16 protein-coding genes and 1 rRNA gene are annotated in these 18,330 nt (G+C 37.5%); 4 read left to right on the forward strand and 13 right to left on the reverse strand.

Annotation, left to right across the window (positions count from 1 at the left end; translation table 11 throughout):
* From ML543_RS10185 to shc, 4 genes are all read right to left on the reverse strand, one after another.
* Positions 1-112 (reverse strand): 16S ribosomal RNA (locus tag ML543_RS10185); the annotation flags it as partial.
* 616 nt (positions 113-728) lie between these two features.
* Complete coding sequence (locus tag ML543_RS10190) at positions 729-1,376, reverse strand: YczE/YyaS/YitT family protein (protein ID WP_243387259.1); 648 nt, start codon at positions 1,374-1,376, stop codon at positions 729-731.
* Between the two features lie 611 nt (positions 1,377-1,987).
* Entirely contained in the window at positions 1,988-3,451 is a 1,464-nt protein-coding gene (locus ML543_RS10195; protein WP_243387260.1) for a catalase, read from the reverse strand.
* 246 nt (positions 3,452-3,697) lie between these two features.
* Positions 3,698-5,572 (reverse strand): squalene--hopene cyclase, encoded by a 1,875-nt coding sequence (shc, locus tag ML543_RS10200; RefSeq protein ID WP_243387261.1) that lies wholly within the window; start codon positions 5,570-5,572, stop codon positions 3,698-3,700.
* 78 nt (positions 5,573-5,650) lie between these two features.
* Here shc and ML543_RS10205 point away from each other — a divergent pair, with 78 nt between their 5' ends.
* Positions 5,651-6,742 (forward strand): DUF2515 family protein, encoded by a 1,092-nt coding sequence (locus ML543_RS10205; RefSeq protein WP_243387262.1) that lies wholly within the window; start codon positions 5,651-5,653, stop codon positions 6,740-6,742.
* Between the two features lie 415 nt (positions 6,743-7,157).
* Here the strand turns inward: ML543_RS10205 and ML543_RS10210 are convergent, their stop codons facing one another.
* Together ML543_RS10210 and ML543_RS10215 are read right to left on the reverse strand one after the other, a co-directional pair.
* Positions 7,158-8,576 (reverse strand): alanine/glycine:cation symporter family protein, encoded by a 1,419-nt coding sequence (locus ML543_RS10210; RefSeq protein WP_243387263.1) that lies wholly within the window; start codon positions 8,574-8,576, stop codon positions 7,158-7,160.
* A gap of 427 nt (positions 8,577-9,003) precedes the next feature.
* Positions 9,004-9,741 carry a YkgJ family cysteine cluster protein gene (locus ML543_RS10215; RefSeq protein WP_243387264.1) on the reverse strand — a complete coding sequence of 246 codons (738 nt, stop codon included), beginning with the start codon at positions 9,739-9,741 and terminating at the stop codon, positions 9,004-9,006.
* 162 nt (positions 9,742-9,903) lie between these two features.
* On the opposite strand from ML543_RS10215, the gene ML543_RS10220 reads away from it, so the two are divergent.
* The gene (locus tag ML543_RS10220) at positions 9,904-10,035 is read left to right on the forward strand and encodes a YflJ family protein (RefSeq protein ID WP_243387265.1); all 132 of its coding nucleotides are present in this window, start codon (positions 9,904-9,906) and stop codon (positions 10,033-10,035) included.
* 29 nt (positions 10,036-10,064) lie between these two features.
* Here the strand turns inward: ML543_RS10220 and ML543_RS10225 are convergent, their stop codons facing one another.
* The 5 genes from ML543_RS10225 to ML543_RS10245 all read right to left on the reverse strand — a co-directional run bounded on the left by ML543_RS10225 (position 10,065) and on the right by ML543_RS10245 (position 14,598).
* Complete coding sequence (locus tag ML543_RS10225) at positions 10,065-10,349, reverse strand: DinB family protein (RefSeq protein WP_243387266.1); 285 nt, start codon at positions 10,347-10,349, stop codon at positions 10,065-10,067.
* A 163-nt stretch (positions 10,350-10,512) separates the two neighbouring features.
* Entirely contained in the window at positions 10,513-11,175 is a 663-nt protein-coding gene (locus ML543_RS10230) for a DUF2642 domain-containing protein (protein ID WP_243387267.1), read from the reverse strand.
* A 6-nt stretch (positions 11,176-11,181) separates the two neighbouring features.
* On the reverse strand, positions 11,182-12,552 hold the full coding sequence (locus tag ML543_RS10235; RefSeq protein ID WP_472924424.1) for an arsenic transporter: 1,371 nt from the start codon (positions 12,550-12,552) through the stop codon (positions 11,182-11,184).
* A gap of 207 nt (positions 12,553-12,759) precedes the next feature.
* A complete protein-coding gene (locus ML543_RS10240) occupies positions 12,760-14,100 on the reverse strand; it encodes a hypothetical protein (protein WP_243387268.1) in 1,341 nt (446 codons plus the stop codon).
* A gap of 21 nt (positions 14,101-14,121) precedes the next feature.
* Positions 14,122-14,598: a hypothetical protein gene (locus ML543_RS10245; protein WP_243387269.1), complete on the reverse strand. Its 477-nt coding sequence runs from the start codon at positions 14,596-14,598 to the stop codon at positions 14,122-14,124.
* A gap of 163 nt (positions 14,599-14,761) precedes the next feature.
* Between ML543_RS10245 and ML543_RS10250 the strand changes: the two genes are divergently transcribed.
* Both ML543_RS10250 and ML543_RS10255 read left to right on the forward strand, forming a co-directional pair.
* Positions 14,762-15,280: a GrpB family protein gene (locus ML543_RS10250; protein WP_243387270.1), complete on the forward strand. Its 519-nt coding sequence runs from the start codon at positions 14,762-14,764 to the stop codon at positions 15,278-15,280.
* Positions 15,281-15,286: 6 nt separating this feature from the next.
* Positions 15,287-15,643: a hypothetical protein gene (locus tag ML543_RS10255; protein WP_243387271.1), complete on the forward strand. Its 357-nt coding sequence runs from the start codon at positions 15,287-15,289 to the stop codon at positions 15,641-15,643.
* A gap of 186 nt (positions 15,644-15,829) precedes the next feature.
* Here the strand turns inward: ML543_RS10255 and ML543_RS10260 are convergent, their stop codons facing one another.
* Together ML543_RS10260 and ML543_RS10265 are read right to left on the reverse strand one after the other, a co-directional pair.
* Positions 15,830-16,801 carry a carbohydrate kinase family protein gene (locus tag ML543_RS10260; protein WP_243387272.1) on the reverse strand — a complete coding sequence of 324 codons (972 nt, stop codon included), beginning with the start codon at positions 16,799-16,801 and terminating at the stop codon, positions 15,830-15,832.
* Between the two features lie 18 nt (positions 16,802-16,819).
* Positions 16,820-18,310: a glycoside hydrolase family 32 protein gene (locus ML543_RS10265; protein ID WP_243387273.1), complete on the reverse strand. Its 1,491-nt coding sequence runs from the start codon at positions 18,308-18,310 to the stop codon at positions 16,820-16,822.
* Between the last annotated feature and the right edge of the window lie 20 nt (positions 18,311-18,330).

Here is an 18,330-nt window from a genome sequence, read left to right on the forward strand (position 1 = left end):
ACCCGTCCGCCGCTAACGTCAAGGGAGCAAGCTCCCTATCTGTTCGCTCGACTTGCATGTATTAGGCACGCCGCCAGCGTTCGTCCTGAGCCAGGATCAAACTCTCCAAAAAAGTTTGATTGCTCATAAAAAAGAATTAACGTTGACGCTTCGTTTTGTTTAGTTTTCAAAGAACTCTTCCGTCGCTTCACCTTCTCGTGACAGCGACTTTTTTATATTACCAAACGAACCGTTTGGTGTCAATAACTTTTTTTAAAAGTTTTTTGTTACGATTTACTGTTAAGCAAGATTTTTAGCAACTCGCTAACAGCGACGCTATTTATAATATAACATCCACACTATAGTGTCAACACATTTTTTAAAAAATTTTTGTACCAAATTTTTTTGTAAGATTTAGACTTCATTATACCAAAAAAGAGAGTTTTCTTTTTTATTTGGTTGTGTTCGTAATAGTTGGCGAAAGGCGGCGACTCCAGTGGGAACAGCACGAGTCGAAGACCCTGCAGACGAGCTTGCGAGATGAGGAGGCGATAATTTAATGAACCTCTGCTAAAAGCGGCCACGTCCTGTGGCCAACGCAGAGGCCAACACGTCCTGTGCAAGTCCGGAAAGCGTTCGCCTTTCACGATAAAGTGTATGACCAAAAACAACAACCTTTTAGTAAATCCTTGTATTTCAAAAAAAAGAATGGGTGTCCCAGCTACTTTTGGGACACCCTCTTCCTATTGTTATATAGCTGAGCGTTTATGAGAAGCATAATTTGTACGTTCTCTCACTAAGTACTGAAGAAGCCATTTGCATTGCGGCAAAGAAAAGGCAATGAATCTACCAAGAAAAAAGGCAATAAATATCGTGCCTATTCCAACAGGTCCACCTAAAGCCCAACCTAAAATTAAAACAACTAATTCAATCCCATTTCGAACCCACGTAATACTCCAACCCGTCTTTTCCACAATATACAACATAAGACCATCACGAGGGCCAGCTCCAAAATTTGCCGATACATATAAACCTATTCCATACCCAATCACTATAATACCCAATACAAACAAGAATACTTGTATTATAATCTCATTTGGCTTTGGAATTACATAGTCAAAAAAGTCGATAAACAATCCTAACAGTAACATATTTAAAAAAGCCCCCGCTTTAGGGAATGATTTCGTTAAGATCGACGTAATTGTTAATAGAAAAAACCCGACAATTATCGACCACGTTCCAATTGTTAAGCCGAATTTCAGATACAATCCGTAGTGAAAAACATCCCACGGTCCAATCCCTAATATTTTCCCCTTAATCGTTAAAGCAATTCCGAACCCTAAAACGATTAGCCCGATTAAAAAGAAACACCAGCGAATGATCCATTCTCTTTTCATCTAATAAGCACCCTTACCTTGTTATGTTTCAAAACCGCAAAACACTATAACACACTAAACTTTAAATAAAAACCACTCGGAATAGTAAGGAAACCCCTCTAATTCCTTACAAGATGTTTCTTTCTCTTCTATTAAAAAACTTTCCATAAGACTCTTTTTTTAAAAGACTTTTGTTTAGGCTCTTTTCTAAAAGCTTGTTGCTTTTAGTGTGTATTGTTGAGAATCGTTTTTTCCCCTTAGTAATGGATCAACTTGACTCGAGGGATATGAGGAAGGGCCCCACTTGTGCATATCGGCAACGCGGAAAGCAGGTATCTGAAGAGAAATATTAAACATTCATTTTAATAGCAAAGTAAAATGTTTCCCCTTTATAAGCAAGGAGTAGACTACGAGATTTTGAAAAACATTCAGGACGCTGATCAGTGAATTGATACTGACAAAGGTAGCTGAAGAAGAAAAAGAGTGTCATTCGTAAAATGAACCCCCGACCATTCGTCAAGAAAAGAAGTATAAACAAAAGCTTGGGAAAATGCCCCAAGCTTTTTGTATATTAGATAGTTAATCGAGTTGAGTTTTAAGAGTTCTCCTATGTTATATGAACTACTTTTTTATTATTTCGGTAGGTGTTGTAAGTATGGTTGTAAATTCACACCTAATTGATTAGCCAGTCGCATCCCTAACGTTTCATCTGCCCGATAGAAGTTACAAATAGCTCGAAGTACAATATCTTCTCGTACTTGCTTTAGATCGTTCGTTAAATTTTTGATGACCGCTTCTTGTTCTTCATCACTATAACGTCTCCATACTTCTCCCGCTTGATCAAAGTTATTCGGTTTTTCTGTAATATATCGTCCGATGGATTGATGCTGGATGGGTTGTTCTACTTCTTCATAAGAAGAGTCCTCTTTTGGTTCATGATCAAAGCTATTCGGTTCATAGTTAATTGAGCTTTTTTGTTGCTTGAACGGCATATGACCATCTCGTTGATTGTTATGAACTTGCGCAAACGGACAATTAATCGGCAGTTGCAAGTAGTTAGCACCGATTCGATACCGTTGAGTATCAGGATAAGAGAATAGACGCCCTTGTAGTAGTTTATCTTCTGAAGGTAACATGCCTGGTACTAATACACTTGGACTGAAGGCAGAGGACTCTGTTTCAGCAAAAACATTATCCGGATTTTTATTTAAAGTCATTGTTCCAACGAATTCATATGGAATATTATCCTCAAACCAATCCTTTGTTGCATCAAGTGGATTGAAATCAAATTGATGCATATCTTCTGGCTTCAAAACTTGGACATATAAGTCCCATTCAGGATACTCCCCGCGTTCAATTGCCTCGTACAAATCGCGTGATGCATGGTTAAAGTCTTTCGCTTGAATGGCTTCTGCCTCTTCAATAGAAAGATTTTGTACCCCTTGCTTTGGTACCCAACGAAGTTTAACGTATACCGTATTGCCAAATTCGTTTACCCATTTAAACGCGTGGACACTGGATCCCCTCATATGACGATAGTCTTTCGGAATCCCCTCATCTGAGAATAAATGAAGCAACATATTAGTAGACTCAGGTGAAAGCGATACAAAATCCCAGAATCGATTAGGGTCTTGAATATTTGTTCGTGGGTCAGGCTTAAACGCATGCACCATATCAGGAAATTTCATTGCATCGCGTATGAAAAAAACAGGTAAGTTGTTTCCAACGAAATCATAGTTCCCTTCTTCTGTATAAAATTTCACCGCAAATCCTCTAGGGTCACGCAATGTTTCGGGTGAATGTGTGCCGTGAACTACTGTAGAAAATCGAGCAAACACCGGTGTCTCTGTTCCTTCTTCTTGTAAAAACTTCGCCTTTGTATAGCGCTTCATACTGTTCTTCGTTACAAACACGCCATGAGCACCAGCTCCTCTAGCATGAACCACCCGTTCAGGGACTCGTTCACGATCAAAGTGAGCAAGCTTTTCAATAAGTTGATAGTCTTCGAGAAGCGTCGGGCCATTTTGACCAGCCGTCTTAGAACTTTGATTATTTCCAATTGGAGCACCTTGATTAGTTGTTAAACGTCGTTGCATACCATTCACCTCATTAAATTTATTTTCAATTTATAATAATTATTATTTAATACATTTTATATATTACGTCTCACCCTCTTCGATGTCAACTGTTATTTAAAATTATTTTAAATTAGTAACTAATATAATATATACCTCCTATGTAAATGAACTAAACCCTTAACATAAGGGGAAACCTTAAAGAAATGGTATTAACAACGAAAGTCACAAATAAAAAAGGAGCCCTGTAGAGCTCCTTGCACAATATTATCTTTCACACTTTTTTAAGTAATGGCTTAATGTTAATAACGGAAATAAGTATTCATAACTTGGATAATGAATATAAAAGCTTCCAGCTAATCCTTGCCCTTTCGGATAACGACAAGCTTCTTGCAACTCATTGTTAGGATTAATTAGAAAATTGAACGCCTTCTCCATTTGCGGTGTAATTTTTTCCTCTGCGGCTAATAGAGCATCTAACGCCCAAGCAGTATGTGTTCGCGTACTAAACGTAAGTGGAACATATGATTTTTCGATATCACTTTTGCATGATTCTCCAAAACCCCCATCCTCTTGTTGAATTGAATATAACCACGATACCGCTTTTCGGATGGTTGGATGATCACGTCGAACGTTGACTGCCACTAATCCCGTTAAGGCACACCAAGTCCCATAAATATAACAAATTCCCCATCGGGCATACCAAGATCCATTTTTCTCTTGGTTCCGTATTAACCAATTGACCGCCCTTTTAATTACATATTGATCTTTAAACGCACCAGAGAAGTTTCCTAAGAACTCCAATGTTCGACCCGTTAAATCTGCAGAAGACGGATCTAAGAGCATCCCCCTTCCCCCTTCAAATGGGAGCCAAGTTAAAATAGACTTATCGACATTTTTTTCAAAAGCGGGAAATCCCCCGTCATCGTTTTGACTGCTAATAAGCCATTGAACTCCTCGATCCCAATGAACTCGGTAACTAGCTTTGCTTATCGCATCATTTCGAATCGCTCGTAATACGGCGGTTGTATCATCTATGTCAGGGTTAAAGGTGTTTACAGTTGAAAACCCCCATCCCCCAGGGAGAGCATTCGAATTATGAACGGCCCAATCTCCATAAACGTAATGCTGCCTTCGCCTTACGTATTCATTGGCTTGTTGAACAGGGATTGAAGAGGAATGCTCTCCCGCTTCTTGAAGGGCATAGCTAATTAACGCGGTATTCCAAACAGACGCTGTTGTATATTGCAGATGTGACAATCCATCTACTTCTATTTCAAAAGTCTTCAAGCCATTGATAGCATTTAATATGATAGGGTGCTGTTTTGAAAAACCTTGCGAAAGCAGGGCATAAACCATAAAGAATGTCGCACTGAAATAACTATAAAACGTACCATCGGGCTCAATTCGATTAACCATATATTGAACAGCTTTCTCATAAGCTAACTTTCTTATTTCCGCAGGCGCACCTACTAGCCGCTTGACCCCTTGAGACAAAATTGCCATAAAGGAATTCCATTCACGTGAATGAACATGCGACTGACCTTGCCGATGAATAAGGAGATCGGACAAGTCAGGAGCATCTTTCGTGCGCACGGCAAACCTCTGATTGGAGAGAATTAAGATGGGTACTAAATTGACTCGGGCAAAAATAGACAAATCATAGAGATTAAGAGGAAAAGTCGTAGGTAATAAAACTACTTCAATAGGAGCAACAGGAATGGATGACCAATCATACTGACCAGTAACAGCTAAAATAATCTTCGTAAAAAATTCAGCTTCTGCAATCCCTCCTTTTTTCAAAATAAATTGTTTGGTCATATGCATTTTTGGGTCACGTTTCGATACCTTATTTGAATACAGTAAAGCATAGTAAGCTAAAATTGTAACAGATAAATTGCCATCTTTTTCATCTGGGTATAGCTTCCACGTACCGTTTGCTTCTTGCTTTGAAACGATTCGACCAACAAGTCTCTCGATTAACGGTTCATCTCTCATTTTTAAAGATGAAAGCAAAATAATCATCGAACAGTCCGTTATTACCCCCGTATCGAACGGGTAGTTCCATGAACCATCAGGCTGCTGCTCTTTTATCAGTTCGCTTTTCAGACGGTGAATCTCTTCCAAAGCTTGCTCATACATAAGATGTCACCTCTTTCCAAACCCTTACCTATATTTATTCATATCATTTTTAACACATTCTTAAGGAGGAAGATTCTTTTGCTTATCGATAGCGAATTAAAACAACACTTACTCAATCAAATGTCCTCTTCCCCCTCTTTTTCACCACTTACGAATGAAGAAAAGCGTTTAATCCAGCGAATTCGCGAAGAAACACGCTATCATAACGTGAATAATATTAACCGAACTGAAGCCTATCTTACTTTTTATTTAAAACATCCTGAAATTCATTGGTCACTCCTTGCTCACCTTGTCTCGCGAAATGCGGGATGGAATATGACCGATTTGCAAGGAGAATTTCTCCCAAGCTTATTAAAAGATAAAGAAAGAACAAGTTTCTTTTCTTTTTTAGAGCGAGGGAATTGGCTCATTTTTCACGATGCTTTTCCCCAATTATTGCTTTACGAGCAATCAAAAAAGCAAAAGAAGAATCTATTTCACTTACTTCCTCATTTCCACGTATCTTCTTTTATGGAAGTGATGTGGAACGATTTTTGGACTCACCATAACCATAAACGGTTAACCATTGCCCTGATAGTTAATGAACAAAACTTTATTGAAAAACGACTCGTTCATCACGTCTCGTCCATCACAAGTTCCCTGCCCTTTAAAATGTATGATTTCCTATCGTTTAATCACATTCTGTTTCCTTATACGATAACTAATGGGCGACCACGGTTAGTTGGAACAACTGTTCAAATGTTTCATTCATTGTTAAAAAGAATTGAACTGGGAAAAAGGCTGTATTTGATATTACGCAACGATCCCTCCAGAATGGAACAAATCGTCAGTTGGGCTAGAACTCATCCTCATACTGGTTCTCGTGCCGATTATTGGCCGGATGTTTTTCACCCTATTAAACTAGAAATTAAAGATTATACGTTTCAAGAAAAGATTCAAGGTTGTCAATTAAAGAAGGGTGCCCTTCCCATTTATAGCCCTCCTTTACAAACCGTCTGGTCTAATACTACCCATACGTTAGAAGATTTGAGCGACTGGTTTAAATCCCTTTCTGTTCTGTCCTATTTCTCCTTTGATGAGACTCCGTCTGCATCCATTCAAAAGGACTATTGCGAAACACTTCATACAATACAATTTGCCGTAAAAGCGAAAAAATGGATTCTTCCCTAACGACTTGAGAAAGAAGGACTGACGCTATATATTAATCTCATAAGAAACATACATGATTTTACACTCACACCCCGGACATGAAAATTTATTCTCCCCGGGGTTTCCTTTCTACCATCTACCTATCGTGATCGACCATTCAGCTCATAGGTAACTTTTATTTTCACAGAAAAAGCGCAAAGCGCAAGTCCTTAGGCGAAGGGCGCTGGAGGACCTGAGAGGAAGCTTCCGTCACCACAGCAGGGCCGAAGCGACCCGAGCCGATGGCGCTTGGAGCTAGACACCAAAAAACTGTAAAGAGAATACTTTAACACTTTATTGAACTTAAACTTTCTGTAACAATAAAAAAACCTTCCAGAATGTTGAAACTCCAACATCCCGGAAGGTTTATGTTAATTATTTAGAACAAAGCGCACAATTACACCGCTTCTTCATACTTAGATTCACGAGTTGGCCAGCTTTCAACCCCTTTTAATCCTTCTATATCATCTGCATAGAATACAGGGTCTAAACCTTGTTTACGTTGTTCCATATAATTCTGAAGTGCTTTATACGCAAACTTCCCTAATAAACCAATCGCTATTAAGTTCGTCAGTGCCATTAATGCCATCGCTAAATCCGCTAAATCCCAAACGATTTGTAAGCTTGCCATCGATCCGAATACGATCATTCCTAATGCAATTACGCGATAGATGAATAAAGCTGTTTTTGACTTATGAATGAACTCTAAGTTCGCCTCTCCATAGTAGTAGCTTCCGATAATAGAACTGAAGGCAAACATGAAGATAGCAAAGGCTAAGAAATAAGTTGCCCAAGGTCCAAAATGTTCAGCTAAAGAAGCTTGTGTTAATTCAATGCCCACCAGCCCTTGCTTATACGGTTCGGATAATAAGATGATAAAGGCTGTTGCCGAACATACAAGTAACGTGTCGAAGAATACTCCTAATGCTTGGATAAATCCTTGTTTTACTGGGTGAGATACATTTGCTGTCGCTGCTGCTACCGGAGCAGAACCCATCCCGGCTTCGTTTGAGAATAATCCACGCTTAACACCGTTCATAATGGCAGCACCAATTCCACCACCAATAACTTCTTCTAATCCGAACGCACTCTTTACAATTAACGCAATTAATGCAGGTACTTCAGTGATATTAATAACTGTCACATATAAAGCTAATGCTAAGTAGAATACAGCCATAATCGGTACGATAATCGCAGAAAAACGCGCAATTCGTTTTACTCCACCGAAGATGATCATTGCCGTTAATACTGTTAACAACGCGCCCATTAATGCCTCATTCATTCCAAATGAATTGTTGAACGCAGTGGCAATTGTATTACTTTGAACAGCATTAAATGTTGTTCCGAATGATAATATAATGGTCACCGCAAAAATGGTACTTAACCAACGCTTCCCTAACTGCTTTTCCATATAGTAACCAGGTCCACCTTTGAACCCGTCTTTATCTTTCACTTTAAAAATTTGCGCTAATGTACTTTCAACAAAAGCACTTGCCCCACCAAGAATGGCTACAAGCCACATCCAGAAGACAGCCCCTGGTCCACCAATCGCAATCGCCATTGCTACCCCAGCGACGTTTCCTGTCCCGATACGTGTCGCAGCTCCGATAAAGAAAGCTTGCAGTGAAGAAATACTTCCCTTTTGATCTTTCTTTGGCTTTTCAGCCACGACGCGGAACATTTCACCTAAGTAGCGAATTTGAACAAAGCCCGTTTTTATCGTAAAAAGTAAACCTAAACCAAGCAAAAGACCAATTAGAACATATCCCCATAGTAGTGTATTCGCTTGTCCAATTAAGCTATGAATAAACTCCATTATTCCCTTCCCCCTTGATTGTTCTTAAGGTGTCTTTACACCTAGAGTATATTAAGTTTTCAGAACATAATCAACAATCAGTAATTTCCAATTGTTAAAAAATCGACACATTTTTTAAATTTTTGTCCAAATTTATTTTAAAAAATCTTACAAAGTGGAATTTTACCCAATATCTGTTATTAATCAAACGAGGTGTCCGTATAGATTGCTCCTTTTAAAATTATTAAGATGAATAGCTCCGGACACTTGCTGGAACCAGGTTTCCTCACATATACCTACAGCGTCTTTCCCCTACCACAGGAGTCCAGTCACTCGAATTCATGAGGTAAAAGTTCCCTGACTTACTACCAACAACCTCATAGAAAAGAGCCTCCTAAAAAAAAAGACCGTAAGATGTTGTTACCCCAACAAATCTTACGGTCTATCATTATCGAATTTCATGTAAATACTTTTTGAGTAGGTTTGGTAAATAGTCATACGTAACGAGGTCTTGAGGGTAGTGAAACGGAAACTCTTCTTCCTCGACCAGCTCTTGTATAACTTCGTTTAGTGCTTGCATGTAAAAAGCATAAAAGAACTCGTAACTAAACGGTTCCTTTGGTACATCGTTTTCGGCGCAGACGATGGGATCACAGTAATTCAAATAGGTTCGGCACGGAATCGGACGCACTTCATACGCTTTACACGTATTAGAATTCGTATCCAAAAACGGGCAAGGTAATTGTTTTTGAATATATGTTTTCTTAAAATCTCCTTCAAATGGCATGGAGCACACGTCTTTGATCTTCGCCTCATAGCTTGAAAAATAGTCTTTTAAATGCGCCTTCATATCTTCACGTGCTTTTTCCGGTAACGTTTCGATGTAATCCACTAGCATTTTTCCTTCGGCTTGTGTCACAATGATGGGAAAATAACAGCAATGCGCACAACCTTTTAAACAGCTTGGTTTAATAGTGGCTTTCTGTTCAATTTTTTCAATCTCTTCATCCACTACGGATAATAGCCCTTTTAATGTCATCACCATAAATTGCTGAAAAGTAACAGGTTCTTCTATATTAAAAAGCTCTTCTACTTGCTCAAAGAATGCTTCACCATCTGGTATGAATTTCTCATTTATTTTCTCGCATATTTGAACCATTTGCTCGTAAGACAAATAGCGACTCATCCTCGTCACACTCCTCTCACCTCTCCTATACTAGTAAAGTCTTAAAAAATTGTCCACCAATTATCTTCCCCTATTCATGGAAGAATGTTACAATAAAATGTAATCACCACGAATCGCCTCTTAGAATTCAACTATTCCAAAGAGAAAGGATGAGGGGAATCCATGTATTTTGGAAGTAAAGGTTGGTATGTCAAGGAGTTAAAGAAACGAGGCATTCGCGATTACGAAGGAAGAAAACTAGAAAGCTACAAAACCCACATTTTAGCTAAGCTTCTAAGTAAACACGCATCATAATTTTAGAATATTCAAAAAGGCGCTTACGATTAATGAGCGCCTTTCTTTAATTGCTCTATATGATGATGAACATGGTTGCAATGGGCCTCCACCATTTCTCCAATGGACATCTGTTGACCATTCGACAGACGAACCTTGCTCCTAAGTTCTTTTTCTGTAAGAGTAGATACATAATCCACAACTTGAGAATGAACTGTTAAAAATCTAGCAATAAGTTGTTCAGATTTTATTTTTCGGGCATACCATTTTGTCCACAACATATTTCCCAGGTTTAGAAAGCTTTTAGGAATTGACCGCTGATTTTTACCTTGCACCGCTCGTTTAATTCCTTGAAAAATTATACGGGAGTGATATGAGCAAAGACATTTTGTTCAGACAGTTACTAATTCACCTTATCAACGTTCGTTTAAACGAATTATCCATACAAATTCATTAATTAGACCAGTACATACAATTAAGTACATACTAGTCCATAACTTACGGTATATAGAATGATTTAATATGCTGAAGATTAATAAATGCTTGCCCTCCCTTTGCTAATTTAAACTTAACAATATTATTTTTAATATCCTCTAATTTCCCCACTGATATTTCTTTTTCACCTAAATTAAACACAACTAATTGATCAACATATCTATTTAGTTGAACTTCAAAAGTTCTTGCCAAGGAATTAGTAGTTGGGTGTAATGGTAGCTGTTGACTTGTGAGACTGTACGGAGTTTTCCCTAGCGGGTATGGTCTGACGATTTTTAGGTGGTGTATGGAAATAAAAATATTTTTATAAAGAGGGGTGTAAAAAGTAAAATAGTTATTCATCAAACTTGAAATATAGCCATGAATATATTCATTTCCATTTACAAGAATTTCGACAAAGCTCCCTTTTGCATAGCTTAAAACTTTTCTTAGTGAAAGCTCATCTTCGATTTCTATTTCAGATGGTTTTTCAGGAAGTTCCATCGAATCATCGTCTACTGAAAGACAATAATGAACATGAGCATTGGAAATATAGTTATAATCTTTCCCATCAAAGACAACAAGAAGATCTGCTCCAATATCAATGAGTATTCCAATAATTCTTTTATTACCAGAAATCTCCAAGAGAACTTTTCTACCAATGAGCGGTTTTAGTAAATCTAACATGTTTCATTACCTCCAATTCATAACGAGTAGCCATTCGTTCCAAAAATACAAACTGATTAAACTTACAATTAAACCAATTGGGATAATCCATATTGTGACGCGCATATATTTTATCCATGTAATTTCAATCCCATGCTTCTTCAACAAGAACATCCAAATTAAAGTCGCTAATGTCCCTACAGGAGTTAACAATGCCCCTATATCACTACCTATTATGTTAGCTAGATAGGCAACTTGCAGAGTATGGAGGTCTAATCCCATGTCCATCAACGATAGTGTCCCAATCATAATGGCTGGTAAATTATTAAATAGATTTGAAATTACGGTTAATAGTCCCCCCATTATAAAACTTGCATTAAACATACTATCTGATACTGCTGATCCTATTTGTTCGACAATAAAGTGACTAAGTCCAACATTTCGAAGACCATAAACGATTACATACATATTAAAAGCGAACAACAAAATGTGCCAAGGGGTTTTTAAAAATATATCTTTTATTCCCATTTGAATCCGATACCACCTAAGGATAACAAGGATACCTGCACCTACCATCCCAATCCACTCAATCGGAATCCCAAATGGAGATAAAGCAAAGAAGCTTGCTCGTACTAAAACAACGATTACCATACAAGTTTTAAACAACCACCAATCAACCTCATGTTGCTCTGGCTGTTGTTTATATGGATGGTTCATCAGTGTAGCAGTCTCAGAGTGAACATAAATATCACCCTTCACAATTGGTATGTTTACAGGAATATCCTTTTTAAAGTAAACATATAACATATACGCAATGACAATAATTCCTATCATGGATGGAACAAACATCATTAATACATATCCGTTTAACGTTAATCCAACAATTTTTAATGCAATTAAGTTAGCAATATTACTCACTGCGATTGGAGCACTCGCAGCAGTTGCAATTAAAGCTCCTGATAATAGATAGGGGAATTTTTGATGTGGTTTGAAACGGAGTATATTTACAATGTGAATGATGATAGGAGTCGTAATTAATATACTTCCATCATTGTTAAAAAACATTGTCATAAAAAAGCATAGAAGAATAATATAAATGTATAGTCTAATACCTGATCCCTTAGCATTATTAACGATATTTACTGCAATCCATCGGAAAAAACCTATGCTTTCTAGTACAATTGACATAATGATAGTAGAGAGAATGGTAATCGCTGCACCACTAACAATATGAAAGATAATGGATAAATCTTGAAGTGGTACAATTCCACTTATGAGAACAATTATAGCCCCTATAGTAGTTGGATATATTTCGTTTAAACCAAATGGTCTCCACATCATAACAATTACCGTAAATAAAAATACAAAAATCATTAAGACTGTGCTACTATCCATCATGTTTTTTCGCCACCTTCGGATACATTTTTAGTACGGGTGCATGGAGAGATTTTCTTCGTATTTTTTTAGTTTCAACATTGACATTAATTGGTGGCTTAATAAATTTCATATAAAAAAATGTACCTATTATACAAAAATATAATATAATAAACATTTTTTATCCCCCTTTCTAAGAGTATTGAAAGGAGGAATTCTCCCCCTCTCTTTCTAGTTCATATATTTAGTCCCGCCCTTTGTCACCATAAACTTACTTTTATGAGTTTTAGAGCGATGCTTCCTCTTCTCATTTTTCAATTCATTCTTAGCTGAATTTTGAACAGATTGATTCTGATTGGAATTATCACGATCATCTGGATTATTTTCGATTACGCTTTCTTTCTTTAATGTCTCATTTGATTTGCTGTTCTGGTCCTGTTGGAACTCCTTATTCTCAGAATGACTCATAACTTTGTTTGTAGAATTATTTAAACCCTGCATTTCCCTTTTCTGTTCCGGATCGTTATCCTTGCTCTCTCTTTCCTTTACCATACCTTTTTTCTCTGACTCTTTTTTCACTTTATCAGTAAACTTTTTAACCGTTTGCTTTCCCTTTTTCTGTTCTGGATTTTTGTCTTTACTCTCTTTTTCCTTCTTCATTTCTTTTTTTTGAGACTCCATCTTCACACTATCAGTAGACTTTTTTTCTTCCTTTTTCTTTTTTTCCTCAGAACTCTCGCTTTTCCTTTTCTTTTCCTTTCTCATATCTATTTCCTTCGACTCCTTTTTCGTTTTGTCTGAAGTCTTAATCGACAGGTCTTCTTTCCTTTTGTCTTCTCCCTCCTCAACCTTTTCACTACTCACATTTAACGTATCTGCTACTGGTTCATTTATTGGTTCGTCAGCTGGCCGATTTATCGGATAATCTTCCTTTTTCAAACCTAACTCAGCTTGTTCGTTACCTTCATTTATCTCATCTGTTCCTCTTTCAATTGGATGATTCTTCGTATTATCTAAAGATTGGATGTTTGTATCCTTTTCCTCCAACATTTCTTTTTGTTTTTTGTTATTATTAGTTTTTTTTTCTGATTCGACTTCTTCCTTATTTTTATATTTCTGAGAATCTTTCGCTATATTCAAATCCTTGCGTTTCTTTTGGTAACCATAACTTATACTCTTAATATGAAAAATTGTGATTCTAATGATCTCTTTATCCACAATCATCATCATGTAGTCTGAATCAACACTTTCGACAACGCCCTCTAATTTTTCAGGGCCGCCACGGTTCACAGTTACCCATTGATACTTTAAACTTTCTAATAATTGTCGGAAAGTGGCAGCTTGTGTAGGATTATTATTTTGATACGAAATATTTGGTATCGCATTTAAAACACTGTTAGTTGTAATACTTTTGATATGGTGTATTTGAAAATAGAGTAAACCTTCTTCAGCAGTATAAAGAGTTAAATAATCCTCATGATAACCTAATAGCTTTCCTACCCTTGACTCAGGGCCCCCACGATTGATTTGAACCATTTGTCCAAGATTCCGATTTACCCAGTCGTTACTCATGAATTCAGTTTCACCCTCCCATTATTCTTTAGAATCATTTTCCTCTTTCGCTTCTTCTTTCTTTTCTTCTTTTGACTCATCAACTAGGCTAATATTTTTAATGTGGAAAACTGAAACATTAATAATTTCGTTATTAGAGATTAATGTGGCTACTCCATCATTCATTTCAGTCAAAACCCCTTCCACTTTCTCAGGTCCTCCACGATTTATTCTTACAAAGCGATATTTCATATTTTCCAACAACATATTGAAGTTTAAAATTTGCTCAAAATCAAGTGGTTCTGTCAATTGTTCTAAGTCCTCTAGTTCTTGTTGCATTGAATCTGCTGTAACGCTTTTCACATGAGTAAGGTTATAGTACACTACTCCATCTTCATTAGTTAGTAATACTAAATAATCACTTGCTACGAATAAAAGACTACCACTTCTCGACTCAGGACCACCTCTATTTACCTTAATAACATTGTTGATATAACGATTTATATTTTCCATGTTCATTACGTTTTACTCCTCCTTAATTGTTTAAACAGATTTACTCTACTTATATGTGCCATGATGTGATAAGGTACTAATTAGTTAGCCCCTTTGAATGAAATTTAGGGAATTGAACTATAGGGAATTGGACTTATAAGGTGGAAAATGGGGTAAGGAAGGTGAAAAAATGCGTACCGTGGAAATTGTCCCCTACCAAAAAAAGTGGAAAAGTATGTTTAAAGAAGAGCGCAAGAAGCTGAAGGACGTTTTTAAGGATGAAGCTATAGACATTCACCATATTGGTTCAACAGCCATTGAACATTTAGACGCAAAACCTATCATTGACCTCCTCATTGTCGTAAGAGATATTACGAAAGTTGATGCGTACAACAATGAAATGGCATCGCTCGGATATGGAGCCTACGGTGAAAATGGTATTCGAAATCGACGTTTTTTTGCTAAAGGTGGGGACAAAAGAACCCACCATGTGCATATATTTGAAAATGGTGATTCTGAAATAGGGCGTCATCTAGCTTTTCGCGATTATTTACGTACTCATCCTGAAAAAGCAAAAGAATATGGCCAGTTAAAACGATCACTCTCAAACTTGTACCGTTTTAATCCGGCCGAATATACAAAAGGTAAAAGTGCTTTCATTCAATCGATTGATGAAAAGGCGAGGAGCTTCTATCAAGAGAAGGGGTGACTCAACGTGAAGTATAAGATTGAAGTATTACAAGACCAAAAGATTGTATTCGTAACCTCGGAAGGCTATTTTAATGACTTAGTTGTTGCGGCTTACAAGGAAGAGTTTCTTCAAAAGGTAGATACCATTAATCCTATAGAATTTATTCTTCTCATTGATTGTCGTTATCAAAAAGTCTCCGGTTTTGGATTGGAAAAAGAACTCCAAAATGCTTTGAACATGTACTTGACCTATGGATTTAAACAAATTTTTTTCACTCGGTTAAAGTCCCGAATTGCGCAAGAACAATTGGAAGCATTGCATCAAATTGAACACGTAACTTTTATTCATGAGCCAGAAGAAATACTGAACAGTTCATCGTAAATCAACTCATTGTATTCGTCGCCACACAATTCCCAAACGAGCAACCATATTAATTAAAAGGCTTTTAGCTTGAAATGGGTGTCCCAAAAGTAGATTGGGTCACCCATTCTTTGTGTTTTGATTATTCACTAATCGTAGGATGCTTTCAGCGAGCACGGCCCGTTTAGTTTCTCATCCATTTTCTTTTTAGTTCTTGTTCAGAAATAAATCAATTTCCTCGTTCGTTGGAATAGAGGAGATTGCTCCTTTTCCTGTCGTGGTAATTGCACCACTTGCGTTTGCAAATGCTAAAATTTCCATTTGGTTTTCTTTTAATAGTTGTTCAAGATTATTAAGGGTCGCTTTTTTTTCGAGAAGTTTGTATAAAAATCCCCCAATAAATGCATCACCAGCACCTGTTGTGTCTTGAACCTCTACCTTAAAGCCTTTGGAAGTGAAAAAGCTGTCCTTTAAATAAAGATCCGCACCGTTGGCACCTTTTGTGTAAATCACCGCTTTCACATCACCTGTAAACAAACTTTGGATAGCTTGTTGTTCATCTTTAATTCCCGTAATAAATTCAAGTTCTTCATCTGAAATTTTAATAATGTGCGCTTTAGGAAGAAACGCTAATATCGTCTTACGACAATCTTCCGGATGTTCCCATAACGGCAAGCGGACATTCGGGTCGAAACTAACGATTCCCCCATTATCTTTAACAGCTTGAATCGCTTTTTCATGAGCGTATTTCATCGGACTTTCAACGAGATCAACCGAGCAAAAGTGAAGAATATCTCCTTTCTCAAACCATTCCTCTTTTATTTCATCTTCTGTTAAAAGAAGATCACTGGATGGATTACGATAAAACGAAAAGTCTCGTTCCCCATCTTCACGGAGAGAAACAAATGCAAGTCCTGTATTTGCTTCCTTTGTTCGTTTGATCTTATCCGTTTCAACTCCTACTGCCTCCAATTCTTCAATGAGAAAATCACCGAATGCGTCCTTTCCTAACTTGGTGATCATGGATGCTTTTCCACCGTATTTCGAAACAGCAGCAGCCACATTGGCAGGAGCCCCACCTGGAGCACGCTCAAATCCGATCACATCCTTTAACGCCTTCCCTTTTTGTAACGGGATAAAATCAATTAAAACTTCACCTATTGAAAATAATTGTTTCACCAAAATCACCTCTATCTATTATGATTCGTTCATAGAAGAAAGTTCATATATCTTAGCACGTACAACTGCCTCTCCACCATTTGCAAAGAAACGAATTCCATCACTTCCTTGTTTCGGGAAAATGCGGCTTGTAAACACTTCTTCTCCATCATTCACAAACAATTCAACCGAAGACGTATCGACAAAGATATGCAGCTTCAGACTTTCTCCTTTTACATGACACTTTCGAATCGTTCCATATTCTTTTCCTGGAACTTCAACTCCTGATAAAGTTCGATCAAAGATAAGCTTTTCCTCTTTCACGTCAAACGAAATCGTCGTTTTCTCTTCGCTGCTAGCACGAATTTCAATTCCGAATTGATCAGCTGCTTTATTCGTGAAATCACAAATTAATTCATAACGAGTTCCGTTAAACGATTCGTGAGTACGTTTTTCATTCTTCAAAATGAATTCTGCCTGATGTTCACTTTTACGTAGCTTCTCCAGTTCACGTATCGGTCGTTGAATCAGCTTCCCATTTTGAATCGACAATTCGCGCGGTAATGTTAAACAGTGAGCCCATCCATCTACATCCGTTGGGTATTCAATTTCTGGAAGCCCCATCCAACCAACGAGAATTCGGCGCCCTTTTACATCCACCATCGTTTGTGGTGCATAAAAATCAAAGCCGCGATCTAGTTCATGAAATTCATCATGTGAAAATGTCTTCGTTTCTAAATTAAGTTCATCACCAGTTAGATAGCCTGATTGATATATATTTTGATAGGCATCTTCTATTGACTCTAATCCTTGAGGAGAGAAAATGAGAACTCCTTTTCCATCTAATTCAAAGTAATCAGGACATTCCCACATGTAGCCAAACTCGTCTAATGTCGTTTTAATTTCGCCTTCAAAAGACCAGTTAAGCAAATCCTTCGAAGAATATAAAACGACACAGCCAGTCTCATTTTCACGTTGTGCGCCAATGAGCATATAAAATGTATCCTTGTGCTTCCATACTTTCGGATCACGAAAATGTTCTGTGTAACCAGTCGGCACATCCTCAATAACTGCTTGTTTTCTTTTCACAATATGCAGCTGGTCATCCATAACGGCTAAACATTGATAAGGGTGGCGAATCCATTGTTCATCTCGCGTGTTACCTGTATAAAACAGGTGGAGCTTTCCTTCGTGTTCAATTCCACTACCCGAGTATGCACCGTGAGAATCAATCGCATCATTGGGACGAATGGCGATTCCGACATTCTCCCAATGAACGAGGTCCTTTGATTTTGTGTGATACCAATATTTAATTCCATGAACAGGGCCTAGAGGAAACCATTGATAGAACAAGTGATATTCCCCGTTGTAGTATGAAAATCCGTTTGGGTCATTTAACAGTCCTGTTGGTGGCTGAATGTGAAATGTTTGACGCCACTTGCTCTTTTTCACTTTTTCTTCTAATGCCACATACATCTCTTCTGATACTTCTTCAATTCGTGTGTATCGCTGTTCTCTCGTCCATTCCATAATCTATCAATCTCCTTAAA

The organism is Bacillus kexueae, assembly GCF_022809095.1.
Lineage (GTDB): Bacteria > Bacillota > Bacilli > Bacillales > Aeribacillaceae > Bacillus_BZ > Bacillus_BZ kexueae.

Excerpts from the sequence above, each read along its gene's own strand:
- ML543_RS10265 (WP_243387273.1), bottom strand. The coding sequence starts at position 18,310 with ATGGAATGGACGAGAGAACAGCGATACACACGAATTGAAGAAGTATCA.
- ML543_RS10210 (WP_243387263.1), bottom strand. The coding sequence starts at position 8,576 with ATGGAGTTTATTCATAGCTTAATTGGACAAGCGAATACACTACTATGG.
- ML543_RS10190 (WP_243387259.1), bottom strand. The coding sequence starts at position 1,376 with ATGAAAAGAGAATGGATCATTCGCTGGTGTTTCTTTTTAATCGGGCTA.
- ML543_RS10240 (WP_243387268.1), bottom strand. The coding sequence starts at position 14,100 with ATGAGTAACGACTGGGTAAATCGGAATCTTGGACAAATGGTTCAAATC.
- ML543_RS10195 (WP_243387260.1), bottom strand. The coding sequence starts at position 3,451 with ATGCAACGACGTTTAACAACTAATCAAGGTGCTCCAATTGGAAATAAT.
- ML543_RS10220 (WP_243387265.1), top strand. The coding sequence starts at position 9,904 with ATGTATTTTGGAAGTAAAGGTTGGTATGTCAAGGAGTTAAAGAAACGA.
- ML543_RS10250 (WP_243387270.1), top strand. The coding sequence starts at position 14,762 with ATGCGTACCGTGGAAATTGTCCCCTACCAAAAAAAGTGGAAAAGTATG.
- shc (WP_243387261.1), bottom strand. The coding sequence starts at position 5,572 with ATGTATGAGCAAGCTTTGGAAGAGATTCACCGTCTGAAAAGCGAACTG.
- ML543_RS10230 (WP_243387267.1), bottom strand. The coding sequence starts at position 11,175 with ATGTTAGATTTACTAAAACCGCTCATTGGTAGAAAAGTTCTCTTGGAG.
- ML543_RS10245 (WP_243387269.1), bottom strand. The coding sequence starts at position 14,598 with ATGAACATGGAAAATATAAATCGTTATATCAACAATGTTATTAAGGTA.
- ML543_RS10215 (WP_243387264.1), bottom strand. The coding sequence starts at position 9,741 with ATGAGTCGCTATTTGTCTTACGAGCAAATGGTTCAAATATGCGAGAAA.
- ML543_RS10235 (WP_472924424.1), bottom strand. The coding sequence starts at position 12,552 with ATGATGGATAGTAGCACAGTCTTAATGATTTTTGTATTTTTATTTACG.